Origin of the sequence: Agromyces sp. NPDC058064, assembly GCF_042885275.1 — a bacterium.
Classification (GTDB): Bacteria; Actinomycetota; Actinomycetes; order Actinomycetales; family Microbacteriaceae; genus Agromyces.
Genome location: NZ_JBHVSE010000002.1, coordinates 1 through 14,909, shown reverse-complemented (window position 1 = coordinate 14,909; position 14,909 = coordinate 1). Strand labels below are relative to the sequence as shown.

Below are 14,909 nucleotides of genomic sequence, written 5' to 3'. Positions count from 1 at the left end.
GGTCGGCGGGCCTGTGGTCATGTGGTCGAGTGGTCGACCTCTCTGAAGCGAACCCCACCTCGGACGATCAGCACCGCCCCGCCACTCAGCTCCGCCTCCGCTCGTGCAGCGCGCGGTGCCGCGCGTCGAGCACGCCGAGCCGATGACGCAGGGTCAGCAGCAGGGCGGCGACCCGATCGCGATGGTGGGCCTCGAGCAGGAGCGCGGCCTCGAGATCGCCGGCCTTCGCCGCGAGCGAGCGGATGCGCGCGACCAGGTCGCGGCGCCACGCCTGATACGGCTCGTCGGGGCGGGCTGCGAGCCGCTCGAAGCGATCGTCGATGATCGCGAGGCGCAGCTCGAGCTCCTTGACCTCGGCGAAGAACCTCGAGTGCTCGAGGCGGATGCGCGCTGCTGCCGCGAGCCGTGCCGAGGTGGCCCCGAGCTCGGCCGACGAAGGCATCCGGCGAGTGGACGGCGCCGTCGGAACGGTGCGGGAAGAGTCGAACCCCATGGTCGTCTCCTGAAGTGACTCCGGGCTGAGCCGAAGATCACGACGCTACGAGGGCCCTCCGACATTCGCGGCCGCAGACGCACCGAACGCATCCCGAGGGCTTCACACGGCCCAGCCGGGTCGCTAGAAACGAAGCATGGCGATGGGGTGGTTCAAGCGCGGCTGGCTGAAGTTCATCCAGCACACGCTGAACCCGCTCACGCTCGGGATGGCGCGGCGCGGTCTCGGCCCGTTCGCCCTCATCCGGCACACGGGGCGCAAGAGCGGGCGCACGTTCGAGACCCCGCTCATCCTCGCGCGGGTGCCCGAGGGGTTCGTCGCCGAGCTCACCTACGGACCCGAGGTGAACTGGTACCGCAACGTCGTGGCGGCCGACCGCGCGACCGTCATCTGGCAGGGCCGCGAGTTCGAGGTGGCCGGCATCGAGTCGATCGAGACCGCGGCGGGCCTGCGCGCCTTCGGCCCGCCCGCCTCGTGGGTGCTGCGGCTGCTGCGCCGGCACGAGTTCCGCCTGCTGCACGAGGTGCAGCGCGACATCCCTCGCCGCGCGGGCGGCAGGTCGGTACCCTGAGAGGTGGAACCGGACCGGAAGGTGGTGAGTTCCATGGATGCGTCGAAGCAGTGGAGCATCACCGTCGACATCGACGAAGAAGAGAACAGCACGATGGCGGAGGCCACGGTGCGCACGCCCACGGGGTGGGAGGTGACCGGCATCGGCAAGGCCGACCGCAATCCGCTGGATCCGAACGTGCCGGCGATCGGCGACGAGCTCGCCGTCTCGCGCGCGCTGCGCGATCTCGCCGAGCGCCTGCTGCACGTGACCGAGAAGGACATCTCGGGCGTCACCGGGCAGCCGTCGCACGTGCATCGCTAGGTGCGCCGCCCTGGGGTGCTGCTGCCTCCGGCAGCACCCTCTGGCCGCGCTCCCCCGTACGCGCTAGCCTCGCGCCCATGACCTGGATGCACGGAACCACCTCCGCCGGCGTGCCCTATACCGCCCGCGCCGCGACCCGACCCGACGCTCCGATCGTCGTCGGCTGGCACCTGCTCGACCCGCCCTCGACGCCCGCCGGCATGGCCGCGGCGCTGCCGCTCGACGGACTCGACGCGCACGTCATCTACCTCGGCCTGCCGCTCAGCGGCGAGCGCGCGCCCCACCCCGACTTCGAGGCGCTGCTCATGAGCGGCATCGACATGGTCACCGACTACTTCGGCCCGATGCACGAGCAGGCGCTCGCCGAGTTGCCGTCGGCCCTCGCCGAGCTGCGCGGCACGCTGGGCGCATCGGATGACTCGGCGCTCGCCGTGCTCGGCGGTTCGGCCGGGGCATCCGTCGCTGCCGAGGTGTTCGCGACCTACGGTGCCTCGCACGACATCGCCGCGTGCGTGCTGCTCAACCCGATGCTGCAGTTGCGGCCGATGATCGACGCGATGGGTGAGTTCCTGCCGTCGCCCTACGAGTGGACTCCGGCCGCCGACGCGGTCGCCACGCGCATGGACTTCGTCGCCCGGGCGCCCGAGCTCGCCCACGACCACCTGCTGATCGTCGAGGGATCCGACGACGAGCCGCACTTCATCGCCGCGGTGCGCGAGATCGAGGGCCTCGGCATCGGCGAGGTGCGCTTCGTCGACGGCGTCGCCCACCCGCTCGCGGCGTGGCCCGAAGACGCGGGGGCCGAGCGCACCGAGGGCGCGAAGGCCTACGACCGCATCGCGGCCGAGTGGATCGCGGAGGCGACGGTGGCGTGAGCCCGGCGGGCGTCTTCGCTTCTGGAAGGTGCTCTGCAACTCTGCTTCACCACCGACCCTGGGCACCGCCTCCCCTCCCTCGCGACGAGTGCGTCAGCCCCACCGGCGGCGGCGCGCCCATCGGCGCGGAACCTCAGATCCACCCCTGCTGCCACGCTGTCTCGGCGGCCTCGTGGCGCGAGGTGGCGTCGAGCTTCGTCATCGCCGACGAGAGGTAGTTGCGCACGGTGCCCTGCGCGAGGTGCAGGCGCTCGGCGATCTGCTGCACGCTCATCGTCGAACGGCTGTGCCGCAGCGCGTCGAGTTCGCGGTCGGTGAGCGGGCATCGCTCGGCGGTGAGCGCAGTCGCCGCGATCTCGGGGTCGATGTAGCGGCGCCCGCCGGCGACGTCGCGGATCACGTGCGCGAGCTCCTCGGCGGGCGTCGACTTCGGCACGAACCCCGAGACCTTCGTCGCGAGCGCCCGCCGCAGCACGCCCGGGCGCGCGTGCCGGGTGACGATGACGACCCGCGTCGGCACCGCCGCGAGGATGCGCGCCGCCGCCTCGAGGCCGTCGGCGCCCGGCATCTCGAGGTCGAGCAGGCACACGTCGGGCTGCGTCGCGATGGCCTGCTCGACGGCGGTCACGCCGTTGTCGGCGCTCGCGACCACCTCGATGTCGGGTTCGAGGTTCAGCAGCGCGACGAGCGCGCCGCGAATGAGGTGCTCGTCGTCGGCGACCATGAGGCGGATGCCACGGGCTCCGCCCTCCCCCGAGCCCGTCGGCCCGACGCTCGTCACGTCGCGGCCGCTCACGCCGTCACTCACGCCGATGCCGCTCACGCCGTCACTCCCGCGCGCACCGGAACAGGCACGGTGGCGGTGACCTCGAAGGTGCCGGCCGAGGCATCCGTCGTGGTGTCGAGCGTGCCGCCGACGGCGGCGAGCCGCTCGCGCAGGCCCGCGAGCCCCGAACCGGGCGTGCGCGAAGCGCCAGCGCCGACCGGCGCGATGCCGTCGTTCACGATGCGCAGGCGGCTCTGGGCTCCGTCGGTCGTGAGCTCGATCGTCACCGTCGTCGCGGCGCTGTGCCGCAGGATGTTCGTCGTCGCCTCACGCACGACCGAGGCGAGCGCGCTGCGCGCGGAGGCAGCCGCGGGCCTCGAACCCAGGCGCAGCTCGCATTCGGCGCCCGAGGCGGTGAGCACCTCGCGGGCGTTCTCGAGTTCGTCGTCGAAGGCGACCTGGCGGTAGCCGGCGACGAGCGAACGCGTCTCCTCGAGGGCCTCCTTCGCGATGAGGCGCGTCTCGTGCACGAGCTCGCGCGCGGCCGCCGGGTCGACCTCGAGCAGCCGCTCGGCGAGCTCGGACTTCAGCGAGATGACCTGCAGGTGGTGCCCCTGGATGTCGTGCAGGTCGGAGGCGAAGCGCAGCCGCTCCTGCGTGACGGCGAGCTCGGCGGCCGTGCGCCGGTTGCGGTCGAGCTGCACGACGACCTCCCACCACCAGAGGCTCGTGAGCAGCATGATCGGCAGCATCGCGGCGAAGAGGCCGATCATGAAGGTGCTCGAGTTCGGCGCCGCGGGGTCCGGCCCGCCCGGCAGCATCCTCGTGATTGCGACGTGCCCGACGGTGAGGACGACGCCCACGAGCAGCACGAGTCGCCGCTGCGGCTTCGGCAGCAGGGCGGCGATGAGGGATGCCGCGGCCCACAGCGGTGCCGCCGAGGCGAGCGCCTCGCCCGGGGCTGCGAGGCCGATGACCCAGACGAGCGCGGCGGGGGCGATGAGCGCGACCGTCCAGCCGGGGTGGGGCAGCCCGCCGCCGCGCCCGACCCGCAGGAACCAGCAGTAGCGGAGTTGGGTCGCCGTGGCGATGACGGTGAGCACAAGCACGGCCCACGCTGCGGTGGTCGAGTAGGGAGCGCCAGCGCCCGTATCGAGACCCGCCTCTTCGCTACCGGTGGTCGAGTAGCGAAGCGTATCGAGACCCAGCACCGCCTCGAACATCGCCAACCCGACGATCAGGTCGAAGAACCCGAAGAAGAACACGATCGACGAGAGCGTGTACCACCACGTGGTGTGCACGCTGCGGGCGGCGGGTTCGGCTGGCATGCGTCCGAGCCTATGCCCGTGACATTTGTCATGCCGGGCGAGTGCGCTTTCGCACGTGAACGGATGACGCGGCGGCACTGCCGCGGCTCCGGCGATTCTCGGAGGCTTGAGGCATCAGCTCACTCCTCGCTTGCCTGCCCCAGCTACTGCAGCACTTGCTCGCATGGTGCTCGCTGGCCGACTTCACCTCGTTGAAAGGACTCATCATGCTCGACGCACTCCAGGATTTCGCCTCCTCGCTCCCCGACTTCATGCAGTGGTTCGGGGTGATGCTCATCTCGGCCGTTCCGTTCATCGACTCGTATTTCGGCTCGGTCGTCGGCGTGCTGATCGGGCTGCCGCCCGCGGTCGCGATCGGGGCGGCCATCATCGGCAACGTGGCGTCGATGCTCGGGTTCGTCTTCGCCGCGAGCGGGGTGCGGTCGAAGGTCGTGGCGGGGAAAGCGGCAGCGGCCGGTGCCGGAGCTCCGGCCGATTCGCTGTCGTCTGACCGCTCGTCGTCGCGCAACGAGAAGGTGCGCCGCGCCTTCGACAAGTACGGCGTCGCCGGCGTGAGCCTGCTCGGCCCGTTCGTGCTGCCCAGCCAGTTCACCTCGGCCGCAATGGTCTCGTTCGGTGCGAATCGCAACGCGGTGATCGCGTGGCAGATCGTGTCGATCGTGATCTGGGGTGTGGTGGCAGGGGTGGCGGCTTCGCTGGGGGTGGCGTTGGTGCGGTGAGTCCGAGTGAGCTTCTTCGAGATGCGGAGTCTGTCCGCCCTCCGCCTCCGCTGACTAGCCCGACCAAGTCATGCCGCTGACCACGAGCCCCGGGAACGCGTCCTCAATGATCCCGACGAGCTCGCGGGCGGTCTTTCGATCAAGCTGAATCGACTGGCTACTCTTCGGTGTGGACGCGCGGTCGGCAGATCCGAACGTGGTGAGGTGGAGCACGGCCGCCCCCTCATCGTCTCTGATCACCTGATGGAAGCAGTCCACCTTCGTGGGGTGAAGCCGAATTGTCTGCTCGCCTTCCACGAAAGCCTTTTCGCGCGCCATTCCATGTCCTCCCCTTTGGGCAGCCGATGGAATCAAGATGTCAGCTGTTGAGAGAACAATGGCAGACACCGTCTTTGGTACTGACGCGCCGCGCCTTCCTGACTTGGACAAGCCAGCAGATTCGGAATATCCTGGATCGCCACCACCCAAGGAGTACTTCGTGATACCAGTGATCGACCTCTTCGCCGGGCCGGGCGGGCTCAACGAGGGGTTCTCACGTTTAGGGGAGGCTGGGAAGAACGCAACGTTCGAGACAATCGGATCATTCGAGATGGATCCCGTCGCGTGCCGGACGCTCCGGCTTCGACACACGTTCCACTCATTGGCCCGGAGCGAAGATGGCGTGCCCGATGCCTACTACGAATTCGTTCGAGGACAGCGGACTCTGGATTCTCTGCTCTCAGTACCGGAGGTTGCGGATGCTCATGGTCGCGCAGTCGCTTCGGTCCACCAGATCGAGCTCGGCACCGATCGCAGCATCTCGGATGAGCTCATCAAGGCCGCCCTGACCCGAGCATTGCCCGAAGGGGGCGACTGGGTGCTCGTCGGAGGCCCGCCGTGCCAGGCGTACTCACTGGTCGGACGCTCTCGTCGGAGCAAGGACGACACCTTCGAGGACGACAAGAAGCACTTCCTCTACCGGGAGTACCTCCACATCCTTGAGACATTCGAACCCCCGGTTTTCGTTATGGAGAACGTGAAGGGCCTCCTTTCGTCGACCAACCGTGGAACTCAGATGTTCGAAATGATTCGGTCGGACCTTGAAGGCGCGGGAACGGCTGGTTATGACCTGTACTCGTTCGTTGTCGACTCGGAACCGAGTGATGTGAAGCCGGGTGATTTCGTGATTCGCGCCGAGAACTATGGTGTTCCGCAGAAACGACACCGTGTGATCCTGCTCGGCGTTCGCCGAGGATTCCGCGCAGGACAGCGTCCGGGCCAGCTCGCCCCCGTCAAGAAGGTGAGCGTCGCTGACTCGATTGGCCACCTTCCTCCCGTACGCTCCGGCATCAGTCCTGTTCGCGCCGACTCGCTCGAAGGCTGGCGCGATGTCCGTGAGGCCGCGAGAGTGGAGGCCGGTTTGGATCCGGCTCCCACCTCCGGACCGAGCTCTCGGGGTGCTCAGTTTGTCCAGCACAACGGCGGATCCTCGCCGACCACCGATTTTGAAGCGTGGATCTCTGATTCAAGAATCGGTGGCTACATCCAGCACGAGTCTCGCTCGCACATGGAGTCGGACCTGCGTCGGTACTACTTCGCGGCGCGCAAAGCTCGAGAGCTTGGCCGATCCCCGAAGCTCGATGACTTTCCACGGGAGCTGCTACCTAAGCATGCAAACATCGACCAGAAGGACCGCCCCTTCGACGATCGATTCCGCGTGCAGGTGAACGAGGATCCCGCCACAACGGTGACTTCGCATATCTCGAAGGACGGGCATTACTACATCCATCCGGATGAGGATCAGATGCGCAGTCTGACGGTTCGTGAGGCTGCACGGCTGCAGTCCTTCCCTGACAACTACTTCTTTGCGGGCAACCGGACTCAGCAGTACCACCAGGTCGGCAACGCGGTGCCGCCCCTGCTTGCGTATAGGCTCGCAGAGATTGTCGCTGCGGTTTTCACGGAGGCGGTTGACGACCCAGCCGCGGCGGAGATGATGCTTCCTGAACCAGCACAGGTGATGGCGTAGCTCGCCCGCCGGAAAGCGCGCACTCGATCAAGGCGACAGCGATATCAGGCGCCTCGTGCTCCCATATCCGCACGACACACCATCCCTCGGCCAGAAACCTGTCCGTGGTGTCCGCATCCCGCGCTCGGTTGGCGTCGATCTTCGCGGACCAAAACGCAGCGTTGACCTTTGGTGCAACGTAGTGAACCGGGCATCCATGCCAGAAGCAGCCGTCAATGAACACCACAACCCGCTGCTTCGTGAACACAACATCTGCCGAGCGACGCAGACCCTGGATTGGTTTGAAGTTGACACGATAGCGGCGGCCACGGGAGTGCAGCAGTCGCCTGATTGCGAGCTCGGGCCCGGTATCCCTGGAGCGATTCGCACGCATTGTATTGCGCGAACCGTCCGACGACGCCCATGACGTTTGGATCATGATTTTCATCCTGGCCATGCACGCCGCTGAACGAAACGGGCTCTAGGAAACTAAGAGATCATCTGCCCGACGAGCTTGTCCAGTACTGCGTCCCGCTCATCCTCATCGAGCGCATCCAGGGCTAGATGCGATTTGAGAGCCAGCACTCTCTTGGTTAGCCCTCGAACGAGATCAGAGCGAGTTAGCGAGTCTCCGCGTTCGTCAGCCCGCCAGATCGCATCTCGGATTGAAGCTGCTACGACGCGATTCCCACCCAAAGTTGGTCGCTCCATAATCTGAACGAAGTCGTCCTCACCGAGCGGGTGGGCGCCGGGCGGCACTGCAGCAAGATCTGGCCCTAGCGACCAGGCACGCCACCAAAGTCGCTGGAAGGTGTTTCGTGGCCCGCCGCGAAGCCGCTCCGGCGTGCGGTTGACGAATCTCCATGGTGCGACCTCAGGAGCAAGCACGAGGGCGATGAACGACCATACTTCTGAAATCGCAGCGTCCGCAGGGACGATCTCCATCGAGGCGAAGAGCTGCGTGCCGCAAACGCGGTCGAACTCCGCTTGGCGTTCTGCGCTAAGCACGGATGGGAAGCCGAACTCGTCCGCGATCTCGGTTATCAATCCCCGCAGGGCCGCCAACTCCTCTGTCCCAGCTGCGCGCCCACCCGTGGCGGCCGGCGCGGCCAAAGGGTGGCCGAGCCGGCTCGCTTCCCTCAGTTCGATGAGATTCATCCCTGACTGCTCGCTGATCAGCTGGTCAGCCGCGTGCCTGGCAAGCCTTGGGTAGATGTAATCCATGCCGTCAGCCAACTCCTAGCCCTCTAGCGTGCTGAATCTGCGAGTCGATGCGCGCAGGGTCGTGGTCTCTCCATCGCCGCAGTGTCTCGTAAGGGACACCCGGCCAGATCGTGGAGAGAAGCGACCGCAGGACGGCGGACACTGTTTCCTCGTCCGAGTCCTCCACCGACTCTGCCGCGACCTCGTCGCAGTTCAGCGCCACTTCTACCAACTGGCGGGTGATATCGACTTCCAGAAATCGAGCGAGCGCCATCGAAGCGGGGGCTTTGCTGCCCCGCAGCATGTTTGCTACCGCTGACGACCCAGAGTTGAGTGTCAGGCGTACCGCGGACACAAAGAGCGCCTGCATGTCGCTCGTGTCGACGCGGAGAGTCCAAGCGGCATCAGCACTCGCAGGGCGAGTGATCGCAAAATCTTCGGAGTCCGTGGGAAATTGACTACCTACACCCTCCAAGTAAGTCGAGTGCGACTCCCTCCAAATGATGCTCCCATTGGACGCGGGTGCGAACGGAGCGACCGTAACGGGGTTGAAGACCACTACTTGGGTATCGATCGTGAGCCTTCCCCCGAGCTCGCGGCCGTCGAGCGAAAACTCCACGACAAGCTCATACTGATCTCTGGGCGGGAAATCAGCCCGAAGTACGAGCTTCTGCATTTTTGTAGAGGATGACGTTACGTACACCAGCACAGCGAAGTCCGTCGCGTATCCGAGCCCGCATTCCTCTACAACCGCCAGGCGATCCAGATGGACGCCGGCGGAGAGAGTCAAGGTTGTCTGGTAATCCCAATGCTCGACATCGCTCGGAAGCGGCTGCGCGACGGACTCCGCTTCCAGCGTCCAGCCGCGATGCTCTATTCCTCGTTTGGGCCGAGCGAATGGCGCTACAGGAACCCTCATGCGTCAGCTCCGGCCGGGACTTTCGCGGCTTGAACGTCAAACAAGACTGTGCTGACGCCTGATCGCGCGGCAACGACCTCGATCTGGAAGGGGCGAACGGACTCGACATCGACGCATGACGCCAAGCCATCCAATTCGTGGATGTTCTCGCCGACGATGGCGACCAGCAATCGGAGCGTCGGGTCGAGCGAGGCATCACCCACGCGACCTTCCAGTGCGACCGACACGTCGAAATGGACGCGTGTCCACGTGTCTCCGGCGGCAGGAATGACTTCAAATGTCGCGCTGGTCGCGAGTGCATCTCGGTACATTCGCGGCCCCGAAGCCGAATAGCGTACGACGGGTAGAGTGTCGTGCCTCCCGCTCCTGTTCGATCGCGCTTCATTCCGCCGTCCGGGACCAGCACCCTTCGAACGGGCAACGAGAAAACCCAACCGGTCGGCAACAACAGCCGTGGTGCCAACCGCCTGCACCGGCGCATCCGCGCGGCGACCCCACCGAACCTCGAGTGCATTGCGGATGTCGACCAGCGCCTTCTGTACCTTCGTACGATCTGGCTTTTCCTGGATGAGGCTCGGTGACCAACGATCGTGGGTTGGTGGTTCAGCCTTCGCAAAGACCTCGTCGAGATCATCCTCGGCGATGAAGACCCCCGCCCACTCAACCCCCGCCTCTGGGGAGGCAGGGCCCTCTAGGTAGTCGACGATCAGCCGAGGTGAACGCAAGAGCGCCACATGATGGCATCCCTCAGCGGGAGCAAACCACGCGGAGTTGGGCGCGCTCGGGTCCTCGGGGTCGCTGCCCTGATCTGTTCGAACTCGATCACGCACCACAATTGGAAGCGTCGCAAGGTGCCCGACCGTGATCTTCGGCCTGAGGCGATCGATGCGTGTGTGCTGATAGCCGAGCGGAGTTTCACCGTCGTCAACTGGCTCGGTGAGCTCGCGAAAGGCTTGGGCGAATCCGTGCAGCGGTGGCCGCTCATCAGGGCTTGGGACTGGCACCTGCACTCCATCGAGATCGAGCCTGAAGTTCATCTTCTGGCTTCGATCATGGGAAATCATCTTCGGCCAGAGATTCCACACGATGGCATCCGCAATGTAATTGGCGGCTTGCTCGGGTGTTCGCCCCGCGAGTTCGGGCTGAAGAATCAAGAGATTCGTTCCCAGCTGCGCGCCGTCAAACGAAGGCATGCCAATCCGAGCCGCGAGCGCATCCGCTTCGGCATCCAAAATTGGAACGGCCGTCCCAGAATTCGGCACGCCCCACCAGTGGCGGCCGGTGTACTTTTGTGTACCCACCGTGAACTCCGATCCGACCGCGCTGGCGATCAGCCGAGTCTGAAACCGTCCTTCGCAAAGCGTCCGAGTATGAATCACAACGGCTCGCGGACGCGAAACTACGTATGCAATTGTTTTACCGAATCCGTAGGTTCCGCCAGAGTGCCCCTGCTTGTTAGCTTTCCCGACATTTAGTACAAAGTCGGCCCAATCGTAGACATCTCCCGGGTCGACCTCGCTGGCGAGAACCGGTCCACCGAGCCCCCGCGTTTTCCGGTCGGAGACAACGAGTCCGAGGACATGCCCCGCTGCTAGTTCTGAATTGACAGTTAAGTGAGGTGCGTCCTTCACCCCTGCGAACACGTCGGTGGCTAAGGTCTCAGCAACCCCCTCGGAAAGATGACGAAGACTGATCGAGAAATCAACCGGGCGCCCGCTCTGATCTCGAGCGTCCCAGCTATTTTGCGCAGTTTCCCGGACGAGAACTGTCAGAGGGTCGAGTTCGGGCCGACCCAGCAGCTTCGCAAATCCTTCGGCTCCGAGTGAGCCGCCGGGTGCGTTCTGCTCTGGAACCCATTGCAACTTCATTTCCGCCTCAACTCGCTCCAGAGCCCGTCGATCTCGCTCATCGACAGCGGCATCGGCGGTTCGTTCGAGAGATCAATTGTGTATTCCAGCTCGCGTGTGCCAGGTGGTAGCACTCCCGCTTTGAACGATGCTCCCGTGATCCTTGGGAAGTGTGGCTCAGAGACGTCGTACCAGCGCTGCTCGACGACGAGCATCGGCGTATTGTAGGTGGACTCGAGAGCGAATGAGTATCCGGCGGCACGAAGGCGCGACCGATACTCAGTGTGCCACTCGCAAGAAGCCCCGACGGCGTGAGCCAGATGCTTCAAGGACCGCCCATTCGGCGCGATCTCCAGCCTGACGTAAACGAGAACGAGACTCCCGCCGACAGGCGGCTCAAGTTGTTGAAGGCTGCTGATGCGAGCAGAGCGCCCCTCGCGCGCCGCAGATGCCTTTACCTCTATCGCGCGGCGGGCGAATCGGAAATCGTGCTGCGAGCGATCCGGTCCCGTCCAAGCACTAACTGCATCCACCGCCCGGTGCGCAAGAAGTTGCTCCAGCACAAGAAGTTCACCGTAAAGACCGAGTTGTTCGACGGAAGACATCCCTCCGGCTGAGCGCGCGAACAGCTCCTCCCAATCAAGGAAGAGTCGCCGTACCGACGGGCTGGTCGGTCCGGTACTGGAGAGAACGGACAGTACCTCCACCGCAAGCTTGCTGAATGCATCGAACAAGTACCGGTCGAGGCACATCAGACTCAGGTAGCGCAGCCCATTGGACTTAATCTGCACCAGATGTATACCGGCTGAGGCTGTCACCGGTTCGACATCCTCATCGTTTAACATCGGTACGAGCAAGTGCCTGTTTCGATCATGGTCCACACCAACTTGAACAGCACCGGCTTCAACTCGCCTCGGAAGCGGCGCCACCGCAACCGACCCAGCTACCGGTGGTGTCTGAGTCTCAAGGATCCGCCACACAGATTCGGGATCATCAACCCGGGGTTCACCGTCATACGAAATCGACATCGTCCTGAGCCCCCTCCGAGTCCTCGTATTCGGTGCCATCATCGTCCGCAGCAGCGCGATCGAGGTCTACTTGGATCATGTCGCGCGCTTCCGTCCCAATCGCGGCGCGCGGGAACACGAAAGCCACCCCGATCTGATCGTCGATCGCCCCGAGCCCTTCTCTGTTCTTCGCACTTGCTCCTGGCATGGAGGAAGCATCGATTGGATACAGAATCAGAAGGGGAACGCCAAGCGCGTTGCGTGCCAACTGAATCTCTGCATCGGAGCTTCGAACGTCCACGGCAAATCCTGCAAGGTCGATTAGACGGTCCGCGCGTGACATCAGTGTCCCGATGTTCGCGTTCTCAGCATCACTTCCGAGTGTGAGCCTCGAACGCGAGATCTTGCTCACTTGACGGGAGTATCCAACATCGATGGGCTGCCCACCCCGCTTTGTTGCGATTGCGACATTCCAAGTGGTCAACGCGCCAGCAGATAGCTGCTTCTCCACGTACTTACGAAGTGCATCCTTCTTGCTCATCTCGGAGTCAGGATGAAAACGATACGACTTGAGGAAGTCCAGCACCCGGTCGACCCGTACTCCGCGCATCACGATGTACGACGGCCCGTCTTCAACGTCCCCAGACTCTTGCGCTGATTGAACCAGAGCGCGCGCAGCCAAAGTGTTATCCCGAGCGACCGACCGATCACTGTGACGAAAGAGGGTCGTCTGCGGCCTCGTCTCCGAGAACGACGGTGCGGCTGGAATCGCCCAATGCATCTTGAGTTTCGAGGTCACCTGCATTCTTGGGTGGAGCGCGATGCGGACCGCGAGTTCGTTCGGACTCATATGGTTGGCTGCATACCGCGCGATGTCCTCACGAATCTCTGCTTCAATGCCCGCGAGGAACTGAAAGTCGCTCGCCAGTGACTCGGTCATCCAAACTCGAGGAAGGTCTTCGTAGCCGCGTCGATATCCAAACCAACGCCCCATCTGCAGAACACTGTCGTACGCGGAGGCTGTTCTCATGAAGAAGGACGAGACCAGACCATGCAACGTCAGACCTCGAGAAAGGGTGTTCCCACCGACCGCGATCACCGTGGCAGGCTCATCAGTGTAGATAAGCCGCTCTACGGAGTAGCTGTTATCGGCAACGGCCTTTGCAGAGTTGAGGACGTCGTTGACATGCAACGACAGCTCGGAAAACGTCACAAGGTGCAGCCCGTGCAGTTTCGCGGGTTCCCGCGCAACTTCGGTCCGCCACTGGGCCTCCCACTCCGTTGTGGCGCCCTCCGTCCATTCACGCGCTAGTTCGCCAACGTAGGACTCGATCACGGGCATGAGGTCGAGCTGGGGCTGTACGCGCATCGTCGTATGAACGAGCATGCTCGAATGCTGGGCGGTCCCGGTACGAAAGCGTCTAGCCGCAGTGGCCAAGACAAACCATCGGATGGCCTGTCTAAGTGAAGGCGTCAGCTGGGGTGAGTGCGGACTCTTCGCCCTCACCACGTACTGGGCGGCTTCATCCTCAGGCACAAACCGAATCATGTCGTGAGCGGGATGACTGCCTTCCTCCTCGTTCTCGCCCGGCCGGAAGAGCTCCTCTGCACCGAAGTACCCTGCAGGCTTCGGCAGTGGATAGATGAAGGACCTTGGATAGATGTCAGACGGATCAGCTGGATTCGCCAGCACATTCGCGAATGGCGTGGCCGTATATCCGACGTAAGCAACCTTCGGGAGCGCCAAGAGCCTTACGATCTCGTCGTTAATCCGAGTGCGGTCCAGCTCGGGATCTCGGTGCGAGTTCGGGCTGGCTTGGTCGGCTTCATCGTCGATGACCAACACCGGGCATTTGTCGAGTCCACCCTGTTCCTGGGCAAGCTGAAGCCATTGCCTAAGGCGACCTAGTCGAGTTGCGTTCTTCTTCACCACGGCCAGCAATCGCAAGTCCGTCCCTGCGACCAAAGGAAGGGCGCGAATAGGGGTACCGAAATCGCGATCCTCGGTCGTAAGTTGCACCCAGTCTGCAGGCCGAAGGTCACAGAGCTGCTCGTCGAGGCGGAGCTGGGTCTGGCGACGCAACGAGTTGTGCACCCCAGAAAGAACGATGAAGAGTCTGTATCCGGCGTCCGCCGCCTTCGCGATCGTCGCAGTAAAGTTGGCGGTCTTTCCCGATTGGACATGACCTAGAACGAGGCCTCGCGTACTGATGCGACGTGCGTGCGGGTTGCCCAGCAAGCCCACAACCTCGCTCGAGGTGCTATCCAGACTCTGGACGGCACCAGCCCAACCAGGGTCGCTGGCAAGGTGTTTATGAAGCGCTGGCCAAAACCTGTCATGTGCTTGTGGCCCCGGGTACCAAGACAAACCCAAGTCCTCAGCGTCTGCCAACGCCTTATCAAGAACCAACACTCGTTGGCTTCGAACAATCGCGTCACGCTCATCGACGACGCGATCAATCAGTGCGTCATCCCCAATCATCACCCGCATCTGCGACACGGCGTCTTGCGGTGAGAAGCCGCGTGCGATCAGTTCGTTGAGGAATGTCAGGGTCGCCTGCTCTTGAGCTGTTAGCACTGTGCACCTTCGGTCAGCAGAGTCCGAACGGGTATTGATTCGAACCTTTATCGATGTGTGTCGCCTCGCGGGCGCACCATCCTCACGCTCCCAGCGATTCGACGTGGAGCATCGATTCGCAGCCTATTTCGGATTCCGTTTCGTGAGGCGACTGCCACTCCGTTCCCGCCAGCTGCCCCCCGTTCTGGGGCAAACAAGCTGGCGGGAAACCGCGCCTAGGGGTCGAGTTGGAGCTGTCTAGTTCTTCATCTCGATCGCACGGAGGTCTCTCGTGTCTCACGCTAATGCCCGGCTGACTCCGGCCGGCCGGTTG

General features: G+C 63.9%; 15 protein-coding genes. 5 read left to right on the top strand and 10 right to left on the bottom strand.

Annotated elements, in window-relative coordinates; all coding sequences use genetic code 11:
- Window positions 1-85 precede the first annotated feature (85 nt).
- On the bottom strand, window positions 86-442 hold the full coding sequence (locus ACFVSL_RS05905) for a hypothetical protein (protein ID WP_386939365.1): 357 nt from the start codon (window positions 440-442) through the stop codon (window positions 86-88).
- 187 nt (window positions 443-629) lie between these two features.
- On the opposite strand from ACFVSL_RS05905, the gene ACFVSL_RS05900 reads away from it, so the two are divergent.
- The 3 genes from ACFVSL_RS05900 (at window position 630) to ACFVSL_RS05890 (ending at window position 2,242) form a co-directional block, all read left to right on the top strand.
- Window positions 630-1,064, top strand: coding sequence for a nitroreductase/quinone reductase family protein (locus ACFVSL_RS05900; RefSeq protein WP_386939363.1), 435 nt, complete (start codon window positions 630-632; stop codon window positions 1,062-1,064).
- 33 nt (window positions 1,065-1,097) lie between these two features.
- Complete coding sequence (locus ACFVSL_RS05895; RefSeq protein WP_386939361.1) at window positions 1,098-1,367, top strand: DUF1876 domain-containing protein; 270 nt, start codon at window positions 1,098-1,100, stop codon at window positions 1,365-1,367.
- A gap of 77 nt (window positions 1,368-1,444) precedes the next feature.
- Window positions 1,445-2,242: a hypothetical protein gene (locus ACFVSL_RS05890; protein WP_386939359.1), complete on the top strand. Its 798-nt coding sequence runs from the start codon at window positions 1,445-1,447 to the stop codon at window positions 2,240-2,242.
- Window positions 2,243-2,375: 133 nt separating this feature from the next.
- On the opposite strand, the gene ACFVSL_RS05885 is transcribed toward ACFVSL_RS05890, so the two are convergent.
- Together ACFVSL_RS05885 and ACFVSL_RS05880 are read right to left on the bottom strand one after the other, a co-directional pair.
- Window positions 2,376-2,966, bottom strand: a complete 591-nt coding sequence (locus ACFVSL_RS05885) for a DNA-binding response regulator (protein ID WP_386941114.1) — start codon at window positions 2,964-2,966, stop codon at window positions 2,376-2,378.
- Window positions 2,967-3,061: 95 nt separating this feature from the next.
- Window positions 3,062-4,336 carry a sensor histidine kinase gene (locus tag ACFVSL_RS05880; protein WP_386939357.1) on the bottom strand — a complete coding sequence of 425 codons (1,275 nt, stop codon included), beginning with the start codon at window positions 4,334-4,336 and terminating at the stop codon, window positions 3,062-3,064.
- Between the two features lie 206 nt (window positions 4,337-4,542).
- On the opposite strand from ACFVSL_RS05880, the gene ACFVSL_RS05875 reads away from it, so the two are divergent.
- Window positions 4,543-5,055: a hypothetical protein gene (locus ACFVSL_RS05875; protein ID WP_386939355.1), complete on the top strand. Its 513-nt coding sequence runs from the start codon at window positions 4,543-4,545 to the stop codon at window positions 5,053-5,055.
- A gap of 54 nt (window positions 5,056-5,109) precedes the next feature.
- Here the strand turns inward: ACFVSL_RS05875 and ACFVSL_RS05870 are convergent, their stop codons facing one another.
- The gene (locus ACFVSL_RS05870; protein WP_386939353.1) at window positions 5,110-5,373 is read right to left on the bottom strand and encodes a hypothetical protein; all 264 of its coding nucleotides are present in this window, start codon (window positions 5,371-5,373) and stop codon (window positions 5,110-5,112) included.
- Between the two features lie 58 nt (window positions 5,374-5,431).
- Here ACFVSL_RS05870 and ACFVSL_RS05865 point away from each other — a divergent pair, with 58 nt between their 5' ends.
- Window positions 5,432-7,063, top strand: coding sequence for a DNA cytosine methyltransferase (locus ACFVSL_RS05865; RefSeq protein ID WP_386939351.1), 1,632 nt, complete (start codon window positions 5,432-5,434; stop codon window positions 7,061-7,063).
- Here the strand turns inward: ACFVSL_RS05865 and ACFVSL_RS05860 are convergent.
- From ACFVSL_RS05860 to ACFVSL_RS05835, 6 genes are all read right to left on the bottom strand, one after another.
- Complete coding sequence (locus ACFVSL_RS05860; RefSeq protein WP_386941113.1) at window positions 6,993-7,481, bottom strand: very short patch repair endonuclease; 489 nt, start codon at window positions 7,479-7,481, stop codon at window positions 6,993-6,995. The genes ACFVSL_RS05865 and ACFVSL_RS05860 overlap by 71 nt on opposite strands.
- Window positions 7,482-7,531: 50 nt before the next feature.
- Window positions 7,532-8,266 (bottom strand): hypothetical protein, encoded by a 735-nt coding sequence (locus tag ACFVSL_RS05855; protein WP_386939349.1) that lies wholly within the window; start codon window positions 8,264-8,266, stop codon window positions 7,532-7,534.
- 4 nt (window positions 8,267-8,270) lie between these two features.
- Window positions 8,271-9,035, bottom strand: coding sequence for a hypothetical protein (locus ACFVSL_RS05850; RefSeq protein WP_386939347.1), 765 nt, complete (start codon window positions 9,033-9,035; stop codon window positions 8,271-8,273).
- Window positions 9,036-9,160: 125 nt separating this feature from the next.
- Entirely contained in the window at window positions 9,161-11,032 is a 1,872-nt protein-coding gene (locus ACFVSL_RS05845; protein WP_386939345.1) for a hypothetical protein, read from the bottom strand.
- Window positions 11,029-12,039, bottom strand: a complete 1,011-nt coding sequence (locus ACFVSL_RS05840; protein WP_386939343.1) for a PD-(D/E)XK motif protein — start codon at window positions 12,037-12,039, stop codon at window positions 11,029-11,031. Before ACFVSL_RS05840 ends, ACFVSL_RS05845 begins: the two co-directional genes overlap by 4 nt.
- Window positions 12,023-14,596 (bottom strand): Z1 domain-containing protein, encoded by a 2,574-nt coding sequence (locus ACFVSL_RS05835; protein ID WP_386939341.1) that lies wholly within the window; start codon window positions 14,594-14,596, stop codon window positions 12,023-12,025. The genes ACFVSL_RS05840 and ACFVSL_RS05835 overlap by 17 nt, the downstream gene beginning before the upstream one ends.
- Window positions 14,597-14,909: the final 313 nt, after the last annotated feature.

Coding starts and splice junctions, on each gene's coding strand:
- ACFVSL_RS05890 (WP_386939359.1), top strand. CDS start 1,445: ATGACCTGGATGCACGGAACCACCTCCGCCGGCGTGCCCTATACCGCC.
- ACFVSL_RS05840 (WP_386939343.1), bottom strand. CDS start 12,039: ATGTCGATTTCGTATGACGGTGAACCCCGGGTTGATGATCCCGAATCT.
- ACFVSL_RS05865 (WP_386939351.1), top strand. CDS start 5,432: ATGGCAGACACCGTCTTTGGTACTGACGCGCCGCGCCTTCCTGACTTG.
- ACFVSL_RS05900 (WP_386939363.1), top strand. CDS start 630: ATGGCGATGGGGTGGTTCAAGCGCGGCTGGCTGAAGTTCATCCAGCAC.
- ACFVSL_RS05860 (WP_386941113.1), bottom strand. CDS start 7,481: ATGATCCAAACGTCATGGGCGTCGTCGGACGGTTCGCGCAATACAATG.
- ACFVSL_RS05875 (WP_386939355.1), top strand. CDS start 4,543: ATGCTCGACGCACTCCAGGATTTCGCCTCCTCGCTCCCCGACTTCATG.
- ACFVSL_RS05905 (WP_386939365.1), bottom strand. CDS start 442: ATGCCTTCGTCGGCCGAGCTCGGGGCCACCTCGGCACGGCTCGCGGCA.
- ACFVSL_RS05880 (WP_386939357.1), bottom strand. CDS start 4,336: ATGCCAGCCGAACCCGCCGCCCGCAGCGTGCACACCACGTGGTGGTAC.
- ACFVSL_RS05855 (WP_386939349.1), bottom strand. CDS start 8,266: ATGGATTACATCTACCCAAGGCTTGCCAGGCACGCGGCTGACCAGCTG.
- ACFVSL_RS05885 (WP_386941114.1), bottom strand. CDS start 2,966: ATGGTCGCCGACGACGAGCACCTCATTCGCGGCGCGCTCGTCGCGCTG.
- ACFVSL_RS05845 (WP_386939345.1), bottom strand. CDS start 11,032: ATGAAGTTGCAATGGGTTCCAGAGCAGAACGCACCCGGCGGCTCACTC.
- ACFVSL_RS05870 (WP_386939353.1), bottom strand. CDS start 5,373: ATGGCGCGCGAAAAGGCTTTCGTGGAAGGCGAGCAGACAATTCGGCTT.
- ACFVSL_RS05895 (WP_386939361.1), top strand. CDS start 1,098: ATGGATGCGTCGAAGCAGTGGAGCATCACCGTCGACATCGACGAAGAA.